The sequence below is a fragment of the Affinundibacterium macrobrachii genome (assembly GCF_014652415.1).
Lineage (GTDB): Bacteria > Pseudomonadota > Gammaproteobacteria > Burkholderiales > Burkholderiaceae_D > Undibacterium > Undibacterium macrobrachii.
On record NZ_BMYT01000001.1, the window covers coordinates 566,435 to 587,160 of the forward strand.

The 20,726-nt window shown below is 46.0% G+C and carries 14 protein-coding genes; 3 read left to right on the plus strand and 11 right to left on the minus strand.

Going from position 1 to position 20,726, the window contains the following annotated elements:
- Nucleotides 1-12: 12 nt before the first annotated feature.
- From tpiA to acs, 7 genes are all read right to left on the minus strand, one after another.
- Nucleotides 13-768: a triose-phosphate isomerase gene (gene tpiA / locus IE103_RS02715; RefSeq protein ID WP_189344455.1), complete on the minus strand. Its 756-nt coding sequence runs from the start codon at nt 766-768 to the stop codon at nt 13-15.
- Nucleotides 769-943: 175 nt separating this feature from the next.
- The gene (locus IE103_RS02720) at nt 944-1,921 is read right to left on the minus strand and encodes an NAD(P)H-quinone oxidoreductase (protein ID WP_189344456.1); all 978 of its coding nucleotides are present in this window, start codon (nt 1,919-1,921) and stop codon (nt 944-946) included.
- Between the two features lie 160 nt (nt 1,922-2,081).
- Nucleotides 2,082-4,223 carry a polyribonucleotide nucleotidyltransferase gene (gene pnp, locus IE103_RS02725; RefSeq protein WP_189344457.1) on the minus strand — a complete coding sequence of 714 codons (2,142 nt, stop codon included), beginning with the start codon at nt 4,221-4,223 and terminating at the stop codon, nt 2,082-2,084.
- A 270-nt stretch (nt 4,224-4,493) separates the two neighbouring features.
- A complete protein-coding gene (gene rpsO / locus IE103_RS02730) occupies nt 4,494-4,763 on the minus strand; it encodes a 30S ribosomal protein S15 (protein WP_189344458.1) in 270 nt (89 codons plus the stop codon).
- A 228-nt stretch (nt 4,764-4,991) separates the two neighbouring features.
- Nucleotides 4,992-6,530 (minus strand): 2-isopropylmalate synthase, encoded by a 1,539-nt coding sequence (locus tag IE103_RS02735; protein ID WP_189344459.1) that lies wholly within the window; start codon nt 6,528-6,530, stop codon nt 4,992-4,994.
- A 362-nt stretch (nt 6,531-6,892) separates the two neighbouring features.
- Nucleotides 6,893-7,762, minus strand: a complete 870-nt coding sequence (gene pssA, locus IE103_RS02740) for a CDP-diacylglycerol--serine O-phosphatidyltransferase (RefSeq protein WP_189344460.1) — start codon at nt 7,760-7,762, stop codon at nt 6,893-6,895.
- A gap of 325 nt (nt 7,763-8,087) precedes the next feature.
- On the minus strand, nt 8,088-10,067 hold the full coding sequence (gene acs / locus IE103_RS02745) for an acetate--CoA ligase (RefSeq protein ID WP_189344461.1): 1,980 nt from the start codon (nt 10,065-10,067) through the stop codon (nt 8,088-8,090).
- A gap of 411 nt (nt 10,068-10,478) precedes the next feature.
- Between acs and IE103_RS02750 the strand changes: the two genes are divergently transcribed.
- The 3 genes from IE103_RS02750 to murI are packed head-to-tail and all read left to right on the plus strand — an operon-like array spanning nt 10,479 to nt 13,543.
- The gene (locus tag IE103_RS02750; RefSeq protein ID WP_189344462.1) at nt 10,479-11,096 is read left to right on the plus strand and encodes a TIGR00645 family protein; all 618 of its coding nucleotides are present in this window, start codon (nt 10,479-10,481) and stop codon (nt 11,094-11,096) included.
- Between the two features lie 34 nt (nt 11,097-11,130).
- A complete protein-coding gene (locus tag IE103_RS02755; protein ID WP_189344463.1) occupies nt 11,131-12,660 on the plus strand; it encodes a fumarate hydratase in 1,530 nt (509 codons plus the stop codon).
- A complete protein-coding gene (murI, locus tag IE103_RS02760) occupies nt 12,653-13,543 on the plus strand; it encodes a glutamate racemase (protein WP_229827022.1) in 891 nt (296 codons plus the stop codon). The genes IE103_RS02755 and murI overlap by 8 nt, the downstream gene beginning before the upstream one ends.
- Nucleotides 13,544-13,685: 142 nt before the next feature.
- Here the strand turns inward: murI and IE103_RS02765 are convergent, their stop codons facing one another.
- From IE103_RS02765 to IE103_RS02780, 4 genes are all read right to left on the minus strand, one after another.
- Nucleotides 13,686-14,879 carry an amino acid aminotransferase gene (locus IE103_RS02765; protein WP_189344464.1) on the minus strand — a complete coding sequence of 398 codons (1,194 nt, stop codon included), beginning with the start codon at nt 14,877-14,879 and terminating at the stop codon, nt 13,686-13,688.
- A gap of 693 nt (nt 14,880-15,572) precedes the next feature.
- Nucleotides 15,573-18,689 carry an efflux RND transporter permease subunit gene (locus IE103_RS02770; RefSeq protein ID WP_189344465.1) on the minus strand — a complete coding sequence of 1,039 codons (3,117 nt, stop codon included), beginning with the start codon at nt 18,687-18,689 and terminating at the stop codon, nt 15,573-15,575.
- Between the two features lie 9 nt (nt 18,690-18,698).
- Nucleotides 18,699-19,862 carry an efflux RND transporter periplasmic adaptor subunit gene (locus IE103_RS02775; protein ID WP_373295220.1) on the minus strand — a complete coding sequence of 388 codons (1,164 nt, stop codon included), beginning with the start codon at nt 19,860-19,862 and terminating at the stop codon, nt 18,699-18,701.
- Nucleotides 19,863-19,942: 80 nt separating this feature from the next.
- Nucleotides 19,943-20,719 (minus strand): TetR/AcrR family transcriptional regulator, encoded by a 777-nt coding sequence (locus tag IE103_RS02780; protein ID WP_189344467.1) that lies wholly within the window; start codon nt 20,717-20,719, stop codon nt 19,943-19,945.
- Nucleotides 20,720-20,726: the final 7 nt, after the last annotated feature.

Genomic DNA, 20,726 nt, shown 5'->3' on the forward strand with positions numbered 1-20,726 from the left:
ACATCTCAAAACCTATGCTGCCGCAACAATCGATAAAAAATCTACTGCTTTCAGCGAAGCACCGCCAATCAAACCACCATCAATATCCGGCATCGCCAGCAATTCTCTCGCATTCTCTGGCTTCATACTTCCGCCATACAAAATACGCACCCTCTCCGCAGCAAATTCACTACGCTCAGCCAAGGTGCTGCGCAACATCGCGTGCACATCTTGCGCCATTTCCGGCGTCGCAGTTTTACCTGTGCCAATTGCCCAAACTGGCTCATAAGCAACAACAATACGTGCCAACGCGCCATCATCAAGCAAGTCCATCACCGAGCGCAGTTGAGCAATAACAATTTCATTTGTTTTACCAGCCTCGCGCTGCTCTAAGGTTTCACCAACACAAACTATTGGACAAATATTTGAACGCAAGGCCTGCAAAGCCTTCTGCGCAACCAACTCATTTGACTCATGATGATAAGCACGACGCTCTGAATGCCCAACAATCACATACTTACAAGAAAAATCCGCCAACATCGCGGAAGAGACCTCACCTGTATATGCTCCGGCGCTATGCGCAGATACGTCTTGAGCGCCATAGACAATTGAGGTATTCGATAGCATGCTCTCGCATTGCGCAAGATATACCGATGGAACGCATACCAAAACTTCACATGGTGAATTAACGGATGAGCTAAGTAGCTCCAATAGCAAGCCTGCATTAACCGCTAAGCCGCCATTCATCTTCCAATTACCAGCTATTAGTGTTCTTCGCTTGAGTGTCATAGGCTTCAAAATTTGATTAACTCTCTATTGTATCTCTTTGGAGTGAGAAGGGTCAATTTTCCACCAAAATGCTTTGATGCAAATACACCCATCCTTACACAATACAACAAACAAACCCAAGCTCACCAACCGACATAATTTAGAAGCATTCCGTCACAAGTTAGTCACAGCTACATCACACCTCTAACACCAATTTTCCAATGTGCTGACTAGTTTCCATCAAAGCATGAGCATCAGAAGCCTTAGCTAAGGGGAATACTTGATGAATTACCGGCTTAATCCGACCTTGCTCCAACAAAGGCCACACATTCTGACGGAGCGCAGTCGCGATCTGTCGTTTAAATTCCACTGATCGCGGACGCAAAGTTGAGCCAGTCACATGCAAACGGCGACGCAATATTTGCGCCATATCAAGCTCAGCCTTAGTACCACCCAAAAGCGCAATGACAATTAATCGCCCGTCATCAGCCAAACTATCGATATTCTTGGACAAATATTTACCTGCAACCATATCAAGAATGACATCAACCCCTTTATTCGAAGTTTCTTCTCTCACAATCTGTAGGAAATCTTCTGTTTTATAATTTATTCCGCGCGCAGCACCTAAAGCCTCAATCGCACGACACTTATCATCAGAACCTGCGGTAGCAAATACCCGAGATCCCAACGCCGTTGCTATTTGTATCGCTGTAACGCCAATCCCCGAAGTACCACCATGCACCAACAAAGTCTCGCCCGGCAACAAGCGCCCGCGATCAAAAACATTTGACCAAACTGTGAAAAAAGTTTCAGGTAAGGATGCCGCCTCAATCAAGCTCACCCCCTTTGGAATTGGCAAACACTGCGCTAACGGCGCAATGCAGTATTCTGCATAACCACCGCCTTGCACTAAAGCGCAAATCAAATCACCGAGCACAAACTCACTTCCCGACAAATCTCCTGCAACAATCTCTCCGGCCACTTCCAAACCCGGCAACTCAGATGCTCCGATAGGCACCGGGTACAAGCCCATTCGCTGCAATACATCGGGACGATTTACGCCCGCCGCACCAACTCGGATGAGCACCTCTCCCTCAGCAGGAACAGGCATTGGTCGCTCGCATAACTGCAAAACCTCTGGCTTGCCAAACTGCGTAATTTCAATCGCTTTCATACCAATCCAATTTGCACATATACAAAAAAATAGCATAAAAAAACCGCTCGCAGTTTGCTACGAGCGGTTTTCATTTTAATCAAATTATGATGTAGATAGCCAACAATCCACAACTAACTCGAGTCGACTCATCATCGAATATGCATCACGCACACATCAATTAAGCGTCAGGCGCTGTCTCGGCTGCAGCTTCCGCAGCAACAGCCTCAACAGCCGCCTTCATTGATAACTTGAAGCGACCACGATCATCGGTCTCCAACACTTTGACGCGCACTTGCTGACCTTCTTTGAGGTAGTCTGCAACTGCATTAACGCGCTCATTAGCAATTTGACTGATGTGCAACAAACCATCTTTGCCCGGCATAATTTGTACAATCGCGCCGAAGTCCAACAACTTCAATACAGTACCTTCGTAAATCTTGCCAACCTCAACTTCCGCAGTCAATTCTTCGATACGGCGCTTTGCTTCTTGACCCGCTGCCGCATCAACAGAAGCGATCGTTACCACGCCCTCATCACTAATATCGATTTGTGTGCCAGTTTCTTCCGTCAATGCACGAATCACTGCACCACCTTTGCCGATCACATCACGAATTTTTTCTGGATTGATCTTGATTGTAATCAGACGCGGAGCGAAGTCAGACAATTCAACCTTACCAACTGGAACGGCTTTTTGCATTTCACCAAGAATATGGTCACGACCTTCTTTAGCCTGCGCCAAAGCGACTTGCATGATTTCCTTCGTAATACCTTGAATCTTGATATCCATTTGCAAAGCCGTAATACCTTCTGCAGTACCAGCGACTTTAAAGTCCATATCACCAAGATGATCTTCATCACCCAAGATATCCGTCAAAACAGCAAACTTGTTACCCTCTTTAATCAAGCCCATCGCAATACCCGCCACATGCGATTTCATCGGCACACCCGCATCCATCAATGCCAAGCAGCCACCGCAAACAGATGCCATCGAAGATGAACCATTTGATTCGGTAATTTCAGAAACCAAACGCACTGAGTAGCTGAAATCTTCTGGTGCTGGCAATGCCGCTTGCAATGCGCGTTTCGCTAAACGGCCATGTCCAATTTCACGACGCTTAGGCGTACCAACACGACCAGTTTCACCAGTCGCAAATGGAGGCATGTTGTAATGCAACATGAAGCGATCAGAGTATTCACCCATCAAAGCATCAATTTTTTGCTCGTCGCGAGAGGTACCCAAAGTTGCAATCACCAGAGCTTGCGTTTCACCGCGAGTGAACAATGCAGTGCCGTGCGTACGTGGCAATACGCCAGTGCGAATTGTGATTGGACGCACAGTGCGCGTATCACGACCATCGATACGTGGCTCACCATCCAAAATTTGAGAACGTACGATCTTGGATTCCAAATCAAACATGATATTGCCAACTTCAGCAGAATCAGGTGCATCAACGCCAGCAGCAGCGGCTTGTTCAGCCAAAGCAGCGGAAACTGCTGCACTTGCTGCTTTTAACTGATCAGTACGCGCTTGCTTCTCTTTAGTTTGATAAGCAGCACGCAACAAAGGCTCTGCCACTGCAGTGACCGCTGCAATCAAGGCTTCATTTTTCGGCGCTGGCGCCCATTCAACTTCAGGCTTTCCACCTTCGCTGACCAAATCATGAATCGCGTCAATCACAGTTTTCATTTGCGTATGACCGTAAACCACCGCACCCAACATCACCTCTTCAGATAATTGTTGCGCTTCAGACTCCACCATCAAAACCGCAGATTCTGTACCAGCCACCACCAAATCCATCGCGGAAGATTTTAATTGTGTCGCCGTTGGGTTCAATACATATTGTCCGTCGATATAACCAACACGTGCCGCACCTACTGGGCCGTTAAATGGAATACCTGACAAACAGATCGCTGCAGAAGCACCAATCATGGATGCGATATCTGGATCAATTTCAGGATTGACTGACAATACGTGCACGATAACCTGCACTTCGTTCAAATATCCTTCTGGGAACAATGGACGAATCGGACGATCAATCAAACGTGAAGTCAAAGTTTCTTTTTCTGAAGGACGACCTTCACGCTTGAAGAAGCCACCAGGAATACGGCCAGCCGCATAACTCTTCTCCATGTAGTCCACGGTCAATGGGAAAAAGTCTTGACCTGGCTTTGCATCTTTTTTAGCAACAACGGTTGCTAATACCACGGTATCTTCAATCGACACCATCACCGCACCAGACGCTTGACGTGCGATTTCACCTGTCTCCAAAGTCACTGTATGTTGACCATATTGGAATGATTTTGTAACTTTATTAAACACAATGTGTCCTTTCACTATTTACTGCTATTGCCGACAGATTTCCAGGCGCTGTCGTTCACCTCACCACATGCGATCCACACTGCATCGCCCTACTTCACAAACATTTCACATTTAAATATTTTCGCAAAATGATCGCTTTCACTTCCAACTACGCCACAATTTTAAGCAAATTATGGCGACTTAAAGGCAAAAAGCCTGCGACAGCAAAACTGACGCAGGCTTTTTACTTTAATTCTTTGCTAGGCTCAGCAAAATATTCTGACGAATAAATTACTTACGTAAGCCGAGTTTTTCGATCAATGAACGATAGCGGTTCAAATCTTTCTTTTTCAAGTAAGACAACAAACTCTTACGACGGTTAACCATCATGATCAAACCACGACGTGAGTGATGATCTTTAGAGTGAGCTTTGAAGTGACCGTTCAAGTCATTGATACGTGCAGTCAACAAAGCAACTTGCACTTCTGGAGAACCTGTGTCGTTTTGACCACGGGCATTATCCGCAACGATGGCGGCTTTTGCGCTTTTTTCGATAGACATCTTATTTCCTTTACATGCGATATCAAGAGTGAGGCTTTCGCCAAGACCTTCAATATCGTGAAATTACATTAATAAATCCCATCAAAATTTGATGAGACTGCGACTATAGCATGAAAAACAGGAGAAACTCAAGGCAAGACGTGAAATGACTTCCTGTGCGCCTAGCATACAAACGAACTCATTTCACCCCATCGTTTCAACAAATCATCCCAATTCAACCAATAATCGTCAAATCTGAGGATTCAACTTCTCAACCTTAGAATGCAATTTATTTAAGGCTGAAATATAAGCCTTGGCTGAAGCCACTACGATATCAGGATCTGCACCTACGCCATTGACGATACGTCCTGCTTTACTCAATCGTATCGTCACTTCACCTTGCGATTGTGTACCTGCTGTAATCGCATTAATCGAGAACAGCAATAGCTCAGCCTCACTCTTCACTTCCGATTCGATTGCATTCACAATCGCGTCTACCGCACCATTACCTTGCGCAATGCATGATTTTTCGCGATCACCAATCGTCATCACCACCACGGCTGACGAGCGCTCTCCAGTTTCGGAATGCTGGCTGATAGAGACCAAACGATAATGATCAGCATCGTGCGAATGCTCTTCTTCTGCGACCACCGCCATAATATCTTCATCAAAGATTTCCGCTTTTTTATCTGCCAAATCTTTAAATCGTGCAAACGCTGCATTCACCTCGGTTTCGGATTCCAACGCAATGCCCAATTCTTGCAAACGTTGTTTGAATGCATTACGACCAGAGAGCTTACCGAGAACAATTTTATTTGCGCTCCAACCCACGTCTTCTGCACGCATAATTTCATAGGTATTGCGCGCCTTCAAAATACCATCTTGATGAATACCTGAGGCATGCGCAAATGCATTGGCACCGACAATTGCCTTGTTCGGCTGTACAGCAAAGCCAGTGATTTGCGATACCATTTTTGAAGTTGCCACAATTTGTGCGGTGTCAATACCGACATCGAGATTGAAGTGATCTTTACGCGTACGTACCGCCATCACAACCTCTTCAAGTGCGGTATTGCCAGCGCGCTCACCAAGTCCATTAATCGTACATTCCACCTGACGCGCACCACCGATCATCACACCCGCCAAGGAGTTAGCAACTGCCATCCCCAAATCGTTATGACAATGCACTGACCAAATAGCTTTGTCGGAATTTGGAATAGTCTCGCGCAAATGCTTTAAAGTATTACCGTACAACTCAGGCACACCATAGCCAACCGTATCCGCAAAATTAATCGTCGTAGCACCTTCTTTAATCACAGCTTCGATCACGCGACACAGAAAATCAAAATCAGAACGACTCGCATCCTCCGGACTAAATTCAACGTCATCGGTAAATTGACGTGCAAAACGCACAGCTTGGATTGCTTGCTCCAGCACTTGATCGGGACTCATGCGCAACTTCATTTCCATATGCAATGGTGAGGTCGCAATGAAGGTGTGAATACGTTTGCGTTGCGCTTTTTCGAGCGCCTCAGCAGCACGAGAAATATCTCTATCATTAGCACGCGAAAGTGAGCAAATAATCGGTTCACGCACCGCTGCAGCAATCGCCTTAATCGATTCAAAATCGCCAGGAGAGGCAGCGGCAAAACCAGCTTCGATCACGTCGACCTTCAAGCGTTCTAGTTGACGCGCAATCCTGACTTTTTCGTCGCGCGTCATTGATGCGCCAGGGGATTGTTCGCCATCACGCAAAGTTGTGTCGAAAATGATGAGTTTGTCTGCCATATTTGCCTCCAAAAATGCCGCTATAAATAGAAAAAATTGGATAAAACCAAAAATAATTTAAGAAACTGTCGAGTAAAACTCGCTGACTTGAATAGACTTTTCCACCCCTTGCAAGACACACATGGGTGAAAGACTACACAAGTTGTGGGATAGAGAGATTTAGCGCGCGAGCGCTAGTAGATTCGCCAAAGATAGCGCTAGTAGAGATGCTAGGATAGTAGCAACTGGCAATGCGAACGACAAAAGCAGACCGGAGCGATCTGCTTTAATGTTTGCTTTTTGAGCAAAAGATGTCGTCGTTGGGAATGTCATACGGAAGACTATAAGCGGGAATGCAGCAAAGTGCAAGAGCATTACCTCAATTATTTCTTAATGTCGTCAACTTCATCGTGTGTTTCTGGAGTAAGTTGCACAAGGCTGACAGGACGTCCTTTACGCCAACGCCAAAGCAAAAGAACGTAACCAGATAAAGCGTACAAAACAAACAATCCAAAAAGAACTTTAGGTGGATCGCTAACCACCGCTACATAAGCCAACACGACTAAGAACAGAGCAATAAAAGGCACCGAGCGCTTCAAGTTCAAATCTTTAAAACTATAAAAAGGAACATTCGTCACCATCGTCAAACCAGCAAACAATGCCACGCCCCAAGCAAACCAACGCACATCACTACCAGGTATAGCTAAATCATCCATTAACAAAATGAAACCTGCAACCAAAGCCGCGGCAGCGGGACTTGGCAGACCTTGGAAATAGCGTTTGTCGACTACCGTAATATTTGCATTGAAACGAGCGAGTCGTAATGCGGCACCAGCGCAATACACAAAAGCAGCTAACCAACCTAGTTTCCCCATTCCTTTTAATGCCCATTCATAGGCAATCAAAGCTGGAGCCACGCCAAACGACACCATATCCGACAGGCTATCGTATTGCGCACCAAATTCACTTTGGGTATTGGTCATGCGCGCAACGCGTCCATCCAAACTATCAAGCACCATTGCCACAAAGATTGCTAAGCCAGAGTGTTCGAACTTCTGATTCATTGCCATGACGATCGCGTAAAAACCGCAAAACAATGCAGCCGTCGTAAAGGCATTTGGCAATAAATAAATGCCACGCGCTGGCTTGTTTGGCGCCAAGTTCGCTTGTCCTTGTTCGACAGCATTTTTTCTTGCGCCGCGCGGAAACAATTTAAAACTACCTTTGGGCTTACGATTTTTGATTGAGCTCATGCTGAATGTTAGATATGTATAAGAGAGACGTAGGCAACTATTTTTTGAAGCAAATAATGAATTATTGAATGTTCTTTTGAATTATTCGCCAATAACGGCCAACAACGCGCTGAAGTATAACCGTGAAAGTGTAATCAGAAAACTGTTTCAAATTAGGTTGAGCACTCGACAAAACGCCTTAAAAATCATGTATCCAACAAAAATTTATCATAAATTACGCGACTTTTAGAACAACATTTACATGGATTGCGCAATAAAAAAGGGCTTTGTCACTGACAAAGCCCTTTTGAATTTCCGCTAGCGGATTAAGCAATCAAATAATCACTTATTGCGCTTGCTTCAATTGTTCAAGAATCGCTGGATTCTCCAAAGTTGATACGTCTTGAGTAATTTCTTCACCTTTAGCTAATACACGCAACAAGCGACGCATGATTTTACCTGAACGTGTTTTTGGCAAATTATCACCGAAGCGAATTTCTTTTGGCTTGGCAATCGGGCCAATTTCTTTCGCCACCCAATTACGCAATTCCAAAGCAATTTGCTTAGCTTCATCGCCGGTTGGACGACTACGTTTCAACACCACGAATGCGCAAATTGCTTCACCCGTCGTATCGTCTGGTTTACCAACCACCGCAGCTTCGGCCACCAAAGGATTCGCGACCAACGCCGATTCGATTTCCATTGTGCCCATACGATGACCAGATACGTTCAACACGTCATCAATACGACCCGTAATCGTGAAATAGCCCGTCTCTTTGTTACGAATAGCGCCATCACCTGCGAGATAAGTTTTGCCACCCAACTCTTCTGGGAAATAACTCTTCTTGAAGCGCTCAGTATCACCCCAGATATTACGTATCATCGAAGGCCAAGGACGTTTGACGACCAAAATACCGCCCTGCCCGTTTGGCAAGTCCGCGCCTGTTTCATCCACAATCGCCGCCATAATGCCAGGCAAAGGCAAAGTACATGAACCTGGCACCAAGGGAGTCGCACCTGGCAACGGCGTGATCATATGGCCACCGGTTTCAGTTTGCCAGAAGGTATCAACGATAGGACATTTTTCACCACCGATATTGCGGTAGTACCACATCCATGCCTCTGGATTAATCGGTTCACCGACTGAACCAAGCAAACGCAATGAGGTTAAATCGTACTTATTCGGATGAATTGCCGCGTCGCCATCAGCAGCTTTAATTAAAGAGCGAATCGCAGTTGGTGCGGTGTAGAAAATCGTTGCTTTGTGCTTTTGTATCATGTCCCAGAAACGGCCAGCATTTGGGTAAGTTGGAATACCTTCAAACACAATTTCAGTCGTACCCATCGCTAGTGGACCATAAGTGATATACGTGTGTCCTGTAACCCAGCCAATATCAGCAGTACACCAGAAAATGTCACTAGGCTTCACATCAAATGTCCACTTCATGGTGAGCATCGCCCACAGCAAGTAACCACCCGAAGAATGCTGTACGCCTTTGGGCTTACCGGTAGAGCCGGATGTGTACAAAATAAATAAAGGATGATCAGCATTGACCCACTCAGGTTCACACTCAGTCGCTTGATTCGCAACTAAATCATGCATCCATAAGTCACGTGCCGGATTAAATGGCGCATTACCACCTGTACGTTTATAAACAATTACTTTCGCGACTTTTTCACACTCGCCTAAGCCTAAAGCTTCGTCGACGATTGCTTTCAATGGCAATTGTTTGCCGCCACGCACTTGCTCGTCGGCGGTGATAACGATGCTCGCACCAACGTCAACAATTCGTTCTTGTAAAGATTTTGCAGAGAAGCCGCCAAACACAACGGAATGCGTTGCACCAATGCGGGCGCAGGCTTGCATCGCAACAACACCTTCGACTGACATTGGCATGTAAATGACAACGCGATCATCTTTTTTGACGCCCAAAGAGCGCAATCCATTTGCAAACTGGCAAACTTTCGCGTGCAGCTCTTTATAGCTGACTTTGGTGACTTCTCCACCGTCTGCCTCGAAAATAATCGCAATCTTATCGCCCAAGCCTTTTTGAATATTTACATCGAGGCAGTTGTAGGACACATTCAACAAACCATCATCGAACCACTTATACAAAGGCGCATTAGATTCATCTAAGGTGGTGGTGAATGGTTTATGCCAATGGAGATTTTCGTGCGCTAATTTAGCCCAAAATCCTTCGTAATCATTGGCGGCTTCCGCACAGAGTGCGTTGTACGCATCCATGCCAGAGATCGCGGCGTTTGCAACAAAATTCGCCGGTGGGGGGAACACACGTGATTCAGTCTTTACTTCTTGATCCGACATAATTGTCTCCATGCTGTTGTGAATATCAAAAAAGTTCGAATTGCGCACACGGTAAATGTACAGACAAGCTCAACGTAGCGATCGACGAATATTTGCCAATTCGCCTTCAAGCCTTTTTGATATTCACCACTTATTATGTTTTGACGTTGATTCTAAGGCTAGCAGTCCAAAAAAGCTATTTTTTAGTGAGTGGTATTACACCCAAATTGTGACTTCTGCGACAGGTTTAACTTGATTTAACACAATAAAACCGCAATTAGCGTTAGCCGCAGACATTGCACCTTCATCGGTGTAAAATGCGGGCAAATTTTGCATCTACTTTATGTAGGATTTAAACTCAGATTTAAATTTTGCTTTAAAGAAAATTGGAATGCGAAAAGTGAATCACCTATAGTTTAGAAAAGGCCTCGAATGTCGCAAGCAACTCATACGCAAGAACCGCAAAAACTCTCCACTCTATCCAAGTTCATTTTCGCAAGTCGCTGGCTGCAATTACCACTTTATCTTGGCTTGATTTTGGCGCAGTGCGTCTATGTTTATCATTTTTGGGTTGAATTAGTTGATCTGATCCGTGCCGCGATGGGCAATGGCGTTGCCTTACAACATCTACTAGACGCAGTTTCAGTTGCTGGCTCAGAGACAGTACGCCCAACTAAACTCAATGAAACCACGATCATGCTGGTAGTTTTGGGTTTGATCGACGTCGTCATGATTTCAAACTTGCTTATTATGGTAATCGTTGGCGGATACGAAACATTTGTGTCGCGTCTGGGCTTGCAAAACCATCCAGACCAACCTGAATGGTTATCTCATGTCAATGCGACGGTTTTAAAAGTTAAATTAGCGATGGCGATTATCGGCATCTCATCCATCCATTTATTAAAAACTTTCATCAATGTGAAGTCTTATGATGCCAAAGAACTGATAGCACAAACTGTGATCCATGTAGTGTTTCTATTATCAGCATTAGCGATTGCGTATTGCGATCAACTTATGTCTAGAACACATCAACAGGCACAAAAACACTAACTCTTTTCATTCATTCCTTAGCCAAGAGCCAAAAATGACAACCACTACTACCATTATTAAGCAAGATGACCTGATCGAATCCGTTGCTGCCGCCTTGCAATACATCAGCTACTACCATCCCGCTGACTACATCGCGCATTTAGCACGTGCGTATGAAATAGAACAAAGCCCTGCGGCAAAAGACGCGATTGCACAAATTTTGACTAATTCGCGCATGTGCGCAGAAGGTAAACGTCCTATTTGCCAAGACACAGGTATTGTGAATGTGTTCCTAAAAATTGGTATGGGTGTACGCTTTGAAGGCTTCTCGGGTTCGATTATTGATGCCGTAAATGAAGGTGTGCGTCGTGGTTACGCTTATTCAGAAAATGTCTTGCGTGCATCTATCGTCGCTGACCCACAATTTGATCGTAAAAATACCAAGGACAACACGCCAGCGGTAGTTCATATGGAACTGGTTCCTGGTAATACCGTGGACGTACAACTCGCAGCGAAAGGCGGCGGTTCAGAAAACAAAACCAAGTTCGTGATGTTGAACCCATCTGACTCTTTGGTGGATTGGGTCATGAAAACTGTACCGACCATGGGTGCTGGCTGGTGCCCACCTGGCATGCTTGGCATTGGTATCGGCGGCACCGCCGAAAAAGCGATGTTGATGGCGAAGGAATCCTTAATGGAGGATATCGACATGCATGAACTCAAATTGCGCGGCCCACAAAATAAGACCGAAGAATTACGTATCGAGTTGTGCGACAAAATTAATGCACTCGGCATCGGTGCGCAAGGTTTGGGTGGCGTAACGACCGTGCTCGACGTCAAGATCAATATGTACCCAACGCACGCGGCGTCAAAACCAGTTGCCATGATTCCGAACTGCGCTGCGACACGCCATGCGCATTTTGTACTCGACGGCTCTGGCCCTAGCTACATGGAACCACCATCATTGTCGAACTGGCCTGATGTACATTGGGTCGCCGACACTGAAAAATCCAAACGCATTGATTTGAATACGTTAACCAAAGAAGAAGTTGCGTCTTGGAAGCCAGGTCAAACTTTGTTATTGAACGGCAAGATGCTGACTGGTCGCGATGCGGCACACAAGCGTATTCAAGACAAGCTGGCGAAAGGCGAACAACTTCCAGTTGATTTCACCAATCGCGTTATTTACTATGTTGGTCCAGTTGATCCAGTACGTGATGAAGCAGTTGGTCCAGCTGGCCCAACAACCGCAACGCGTATGGATAAATTCACCGATATGATGTTGGAAAAGACAGGTTTAATTTCCATGATCGGTAAAGCAGAACGCGGTCCAGCTGCGATTGAATCGATCAAGAATCATAAGTCTGCATACCTAATGGCAGTTGGCGGTGCCGCTTACTTAGTCTCGAAAGCGATCAAGACGGCCAAAGTGGTTGGCTTTGCTGATCTTGGTATGGAAGCGATCTACGAGTTTGACGTAGTTGATATGCCAGTCACCGTTGCGGTTGATTCGAACGGCACCTCCGTTCACAATACTGGTCCGAAAGAATGGCAAGCAAAAATTGGAATTATTCCCGTTGCCTAATACTCAAGACCAACTGAGCGCATCAAGCCTTCAAGCTGAACCCAAGCACGCCGACAGCAATGCGCCTGTCGGCGTGTTTGATTCTGGCATTGGTGGCTTATCTGTACTCAAACATTTGCGCGAGCATTTACCGCACGAAGATTTTTTATACGTCGCCGACACGGCCTTTGCGCCCTACGGCGAACGCTCAAATGAAGAACTAATTGAGCGCAGCATGAAGATCACCGAATTCTTTTTGCAGCAGAAAATTAAGGCCTTGGTGATTGCTTGCAATACCGCGACTGCTGCTGCTGTCGCTGAGTTACGCACGCGTTATCCGAATCTAATTATCATCGGCATGGAGCCTGGCATCAAACCCGCGGCAGCACGAAGTGCCAGCAAAATCGTTGGTGTGTTGGCGACGCGAAGCACTTTGCAAAGTGAAAAATTTCATCGCCTCAGTCAGCAGCTCAGTCAAGAAACTCAGACCCAATTTATTCCGCAAGCCTGCGTTGGCTTAGTCAATCAAATCGAGCGTGGCGACTTACAAGCACCGGCGATTTTCGACTTGCTGCGTCAATATGTTCCGCCCTTACTCGATCAAGGCGTAGATACGTTGGTGCTGGGATGCACACATTATCCTTTTGTTGAACAACAGATACGCGAAGTGATTCGTGAACATCAAGCGAATCAAACTAAGCCGATTCACATCATCGACACCGGTGATGCAGTCGCGCGTCGCTTGGCCGATCTACTTGAGAAACAAGGTTTACTGAACACAGACGCGCTGTCTTCAAAAATCTTTCAAGCTTGGACGACGGGAGATTCTCGTACCCTGCAAATGGCAATTGGATTTATCTCGTCAGCGCAAGAACAAATCAGCGCGCAGACTTTACATCTCTGAACGCGAGAATACCGACTCAAAGGTCGACACGTCACACAGAAAATGCGCAAGTCACAATACGTCTCGCACTTTAATTCACAATCAATAGGTAATAAAAAAGGACAGAAAAATCTGTCCTTTTAGATTCAATCGCGCAACAGGATTATGCTAAAACTGCCGCCATTGCTGCTGCTGTCGCCTCGACGTTACGTGTATTCAAACCAGCTACACACATACGACCAGAGCGCACCAAATACACACCAAACTCTTCTTTCAAACGATCACATTGTTCTGCCGTCAAACCGGTGTAACTAAACATACCGCGTTGCGTCAAGAAATAGCTGAAATCGCGACCAGGTACTTTCGCCACCAAAACGTCATGTAAAGCTTTACGCATTGCTTGAATACGATCACGCATCGCAACCACTTCCGCTTCCCACATAGGACGCAATTCAGGATCAGTTAACACAGTCGCTACCAATTGGCCGCCATGCATAGGAGGATTAGAGTAATTACGACGAATGATCGCTTTCATTTGACCCAATACATTCACTGCTTGCGCTGCATCTGGGCAAACCACACTCAATGCGCCACAACGCTCGCCGTACAAACTCATGCTCTTAGAGAACGAATTCGCTACAAAGAAACTCAAACCTTGATCCGCCAACAAGCGAATAGCGAATGCATCTTCTTCGATACCATCACCATAACCTTGATAGGCCAAATCGAGGAAAGGAATCAAGTTACGCTCTTTGAATACAGGAATCAATTGTTCCCACTGTGCTTTTGTCAAATCAACGCCAGTTGGATTGTGGCAGCAAGCATGTAATAAGACGACGGATTTTTCTTCTGCTTGTTTCAAGCTCGCCAGCATTTCGTCGAAACGTAAACCGCCAGTTTCTGGATTGTAGTAAGGATATGCTTTCACTGTTAATCCAGAACCTTCAAACACTGCGCGATGATTATCCCAAGTTGGATCACTCACCAACATCGTCGTATTTGGGAAATAGCGCTTAACAAAATCTGCACCTACTTTTAAACCACCACTTGAACCTACTGTTTGCAAAGTGACGACACGGCCTTCTTTGACCGCAGGACGATCCGCGCCAAACAACAAATGCTGCACCGCTGTACGGAAATTTGCCGCGCCTTCCATTGGCAAATAAGGACGCGCACCAGCAGCTTCAACCACTTTTAATTCAGCAGCACGAACCGATGGCAACATTGGAATCTTGCCGTTATCGTCAAAATAAATCCCAATCGACAAATTAATCTTGTTTGGGCGGGTATCTTTACCAAACGCTTCATTCAAGGAGAGGATAGGATCGCCTGCATAGGCTTCGACGTGCTGAAACATGTTAAAACTCCAATATGAGAAAAATCGACATTACAAAATAAATTTAACTAAAACAGCCAAACAAAACGTGAAGGCAACTCGGTTCGTTGACAAAAATATGTGCGACGATGAATTGCCGAACCATGCGCAGTTTCATTCTTATCGGTAATCTAGACCGATCAACTTCGAGCAAGTCGTACTCGCGAAGGCTCAAGTCAAACAGCATGGGTATGCTGTGATTACCATTTTGATGCTAAGGGAAAATTGATGTTTTCCGAGAAATTTTGCTCATATTGTGAGCAACGGCAGCAATAAGAAATGGATGTTGCGGAAAGTCGTTAAGCCGATATTTTGACACATTATCAAAGCGAAAATCCGTGGCATTGACTTTTTTTAACTGAAAATCCCGAAACATCAATAAATATTAGTAAACATTTTGCTTTCTCGTTTTATATTTTGCTTGCGATGTTCAGCACTGTTTTTTTAATCATAAGCGCCATTAAACAAAAAAGCCTAGTGAACGCATACAAACCCTCGTCAATGCAGCGACTAAATCCAGATTTGAATTCAAGTTAAATGAAAAGGGGCGAAACTTAGTTCGCCCCTTGATTGTTTGACTCAATCATTGAGTCACTCAAAACTTAGCTAAACTTAGACAAATCTATCTATAGCTAAGTTAAGTTGAGCAGCACAATCTCAATCCAAGTCGATCAATTACGACTTTGCACGGCCAAAACAACGCTTCATCCAATGCTCAAAATCATCCACATAAGTAAACACCGCAGGCACCACCAGCAGGCTTAACAGCGTTGAGGTGATCAAACCACCGATTACCGCAATCGCCATCGGTGAACGGAAGCTAGGATCCGCTCCCCAGCCCAAAGCCAAAGGCATCATCCCTGCGCCCATCGCAATGGTCGTCATAATAATTGGCCGACTACGTTTATGACAGGCATCCACTAAAGCGGCAAATCTATCCATACCCGCAGTGCGCGCGATAATCGCGTAATCCACCAATAGAATTGAATTCTTAGTCACGATACCCATTAGCATAATCAAGCCGATCATTGATGGCATCGACAGTGCGCGACCCGTCAATAACAATGCCACGAATGCACCACCAATACTTAATGGTAAAGCAGCGAGAATCGTCACTGGTTGCAAGAAGTCCTTAAACAACAAGACTAATACACCGTAGATGCACAGCACACCGATCAACATCGCAATACCAAAACTAGCAAATAAAGCTGCCATTTCTTGCGCATCGCCCAATTCGGCGATACTGACTGATGGCGGTAAGTTTTTCATGGTTGGTAAAGCACGTGCTTCTTCATTCACTTCACCTAATTGACGCCCGCCGAGCTCCACGTCCAAAGTCACATTACGACTACGATTTAAACGATCAATTTGCGCAGGCCCCGAATCCATCGTCACGGTGGCGACACTACCAATCATCACTGGCCCCGATTTTCCAGGCACCGTCAAGCGTTCGATCGCCGCCAAATCTGCACGCACATAGTCCGGCAGCTTGACACGAATCGGCACTTGGCGCTGCGCCAAATTCATTTTTGAAAGCGCCATATCGTAATCACCAGCGGTTGCTACACGCACCGTTTCACCAATACTCTCTGCGGTAACACCAAGATCAGCAGCTTTAGCGGAATCAGGTTTGACGATAATTTCTGGTCGCACCAAGGAGGCACTTGAGCTCACATTACCGACACCTTTTAGGGTACGTAATTCACGTTCGACTTGGCGAGCAGTTTCCAATAAAGCGACTGGATCTTCACTCTTCAATACCAGCTGCAATTTCACACCTGTATCCAAAGGCCCAACCGAGAACTTCGCACCAGAAATCTCATTCATCTTGCTACGAATCACATTATCTAAATCCGACATCGATTCTTTACGTTCATTTCTGTGTACTGCCGTGACGGTCAATACTGCACGACGTGCCTCCGCGGCTGCACCTGGAGCAAACGCATCGCCACTAGAACCACCACCAATTGAACTGAACACACCCGTGATACCTTTGACAGACATAATCGCAATCCGCGCTTGCTCAGCTATGTGACTCGTCTCGGCTAAAGTACTACCTGGTGGTAATTCAATATTCACCTGCGTTTGCGCGCGATCCGACGGTGGTACAAATCCAGTCGGCAACAAACCAACTAGCGCAATCGACCCAACGAAAAATACTGCGGCAGAAACGATCGTCACCAAGCGATGTCGCAAGCACCACTGCATGGTAGCCATGTAGCGTTGCATCATCCAACTATCAGGTTTTTCGTGAATTTTTCCGTCTGCATTTTTCTTCGGTGCTTTGAGAATATAGGCAGCCATCATCGGCGTTAATAATCGAGCGACTACCAAGGATGCAAGAATCGCGATTACCGCAGTCCAACCAAACTGTTTGAAGAATAATCCCGGCACACCGCCCATAAATGCGGTCGGTAAAAATACGGCGACTAATGCAAAAGTAGTGGCAATCACAGCCATACCAATCTCGTCAGCAGCTTCGGTCGCCGCTTCCATCGGTGTTTTTCCCATCTCTAAATGACGCGCAATATTTTCGATTTCAACGATCGCATCATCCACTAGCACCCCAACCACCAAGGCCAAGGACAATAATGTCACGGTATTTAAAGTGTAGCCAAAGTAATGTAAGCCGAGGAAAGTCGGAATCACCGATAGTGGCAATGCGGCGGCTGCAACCAAAGTTGAGCGCCAATCGCGTAAGAACCACCAAACAACCAACACCGCTAATAAAGCGCCTTCATACAATAACTCCATTGAGCCATCGAAGTTTTCTTCAACAGGTTGCGCATTGTCGATTGCATGTTTAAACAAAAATTTCGGATAGGCTTTTTGAAGCTCGTTCACCGCATCGCGCGTTCCATTCGCAACATCAACTTCTGAAGCGCCCTTAGTACGGAACACCTCAAAGCCAACCACCGATTTGCCATTATACGTAGCACGGGCGCGCGGCTCACTGACGGTGTCGGTCACTTGCGCAACTTGATCCAAACGAATGTGTCGCCCATCGGGCAAAGGAATATCTAAAGCTGCCAATTCTTCCGCGCTTTTCACGGTCGCGATTGTACGTACCGCTTGCTCCGCACCACTCACATCACCACGGCCACCAGGCGCTTCTTTTTGCACAATTTTTAAACGTCGCGAGACATCAAGCGCTGATACTCTTAAGGCAGCCATCTTGTTCGCATCTAACTCAATACGAACTTCTCGATTGACACCACCCATACGTTTTACAGCACCAACACCAGCAACACTACGCAAACGTTTGGAGACGGTATTATCGACAAACCAACTCAACTCTTGTTCATCTGGAACCGTATTATCACCAGCCACATTCGGATTCTCTTTAGTTGCTGGCGCGGCTTCCACGGTATAAGTCAAAATCACGCGTCCCGCTGTCGACATTTTGGTCACGGTGGGATCGCGCATCTCACTTGGCAAATCTGCTCGCACCGTGGCTACGGCATCGCGCACCTCATTAACTGCTTCTGATAGTACTTTTTCTAGAATGAACTCAACTGTAATAGAAACATTGCCGTCTAATACTTTGGTATAAATGTTCTTAACGCCTTGCAAACTGGCTACCGCGTCTTCGATTTTTCGTGCGACTTCGGTCTCTAGCTGCGCTGGTGCTGCCCCCGGCAAACTAGCATTGACAGTAACTAGTGGTAGTTCAATATCAGGAAAATCTTGAACGATGGTGCTACGAAATGACAAAATCCCTGCCAGCGTCAGCAGTGCAAACAACATGATCGCTGGAATCGGATTCCGAATAGATAAGGTTGAAAAATTCATGGTCAACCTCTATTTCTTTGTTGACGTAGTTGGGTTCGACGGCGCGACAGCGAGCTTAACCAAATCACCGTCATTTAAAAAACCAACGCCGCTTGCCGCAATCGACGTTCCGGCATTAATTCCACTCAGAATTTCCACTACTTCGCTACCGTTGACTTGCATACGACGCCCAGTTTGCACTTTCACTTGCGTCACACGTTGGTCGTTATTAAGCTTAAATACATAGCTAAATCCATCTCGTACCACCACCGCTTGTTGCGGCACTGTTAATGCTTGTGAGTTACCAAAAACAAATTCTCCACGAGCAAACATGCCAGCTTTGAATGCGTGTGCCTGCTTCTTATCTTTTGGCAAAATCAAATCAACATAAACCAAACCAGTGCGATTATTCACATCGACCGTTGGTGCCAATGAGCGCACCTTGCCTTGCGCCTGTTCGCCATTTGGAGCAATCACCAATGCCTGCATACCCTGAGAAATTTTGCTCAGTTCTGCCGAGGTAACCTCAGCGCGCCATTCCAATCGCCCTTGTCGAATCATGCGAAATAACTCCGCGCCATTTCCGACCACAGCGCCGACAGTTGCCGTCCGTGCTGAAATCACGCCGGAATCTGGTGCCAACACTTGTGTATACTTGAAACGCAACAGTTGTACATCGAGACTTGCTTTTGCTGCTGCAACGCGTGCTTTTGCGGTTTGCTCTGTGGTCAAATATTGTCCAATTTGTTGTTTACTAATTGCACCACTTGCCTGTAAACCACGAGCGCGATCTGCGTTGGCAGTTGCCTCCACCGCAGTCGCCTCGGCTTCAACTAAACCTGCTTTCGTTTGTGTGACGTCGGCATTGACTGCTTCACTCGCAAAGCGTGCCAATACTTGTCCGCGATTGACCGAATCACCCACATTTACCAATACCTCAGCGATCCGAAGTCCATTCGATTCCGAGCCAATGATCGCTTCTTGCCAAGCAGCGATGCTGCCATTGGCGACTAACTTGCTCGACATCTGCGACTGTCCAACCTGCGTCGAGGTCACCGTCAATGAAGGTTTGGCGGCACTAGCACTACTGCCAGCGGCTTTCGCACTAGCAGAGCTTTGCGCATGAACTGCAAATGCAAAATTAAGCATCACTACCATCAGCAACTTCATCGGCATTAAAGTATTTTTCATCATCACATCCTTCATCTAGTAATTTCGTCAAATCTGTCGTCTATTATTTATCCTAAATCATTCACGCATGACCACTCGAATAGTCAGGTCATCAAAGCATGCCGACGCTGTCGCTCTTGTTCGCACATACTTAAACCGTATTCCACAAGGCGATTGGCATATTCATCAATCGATTTTTCTTTGCTGATTAAACTTGGTCGTATCACCGCGATCACATCGCTGCTCACCATCAAAGTCAGCGCCAAACCAGATAGCGCAAATGCGAGTCGATGTAGATCATCATCAATACGTTGAACGTTGAGCTGCTTTGCCAAAAATTTGACCAAGGCCAAATGTGCAGGCTTGATTTGACGATCAATTTCTTCTGACCACAAACCAGTTGGCTCTAGCATTTCACGTATATGTAATTTCATACAGTTTTGCGCGCGCTCACTTTGTTTGAAGCTATCGACAAAGGTTTTCATCAATAGTTCAAGTCCTGCACGTAAGCTAAGGTCGGGCTGCAAAAACTGCGAAGGATGTATTGTGGGATTACCAACTGGATCATTAAAGATCGCTCGATACAAGTTCGCTTTATCGCCAAAATAGTAGCTAATCGCCGATATATTTACTTGCGCAGCTAAGGCAATTTCGCGAGTTGAGGTGCGGGCATAGCCTTTCTCTGCAAATAGGCGCATGGCACATTCGAACAAGCGTTCACGCGCTTCCTGCCCATCTGTACGCAAGCTTTTATCTGCGGCATTTCTTCCGGCACCCGACTTATCTGGGTTGGATTGCGCTATGACATTGAGGATAGAGCTAGGTGCAATCGTATTATTCGACCGCGACTTTTTTGATTTTGATGGTGAAATATTTTTCATGACGCGC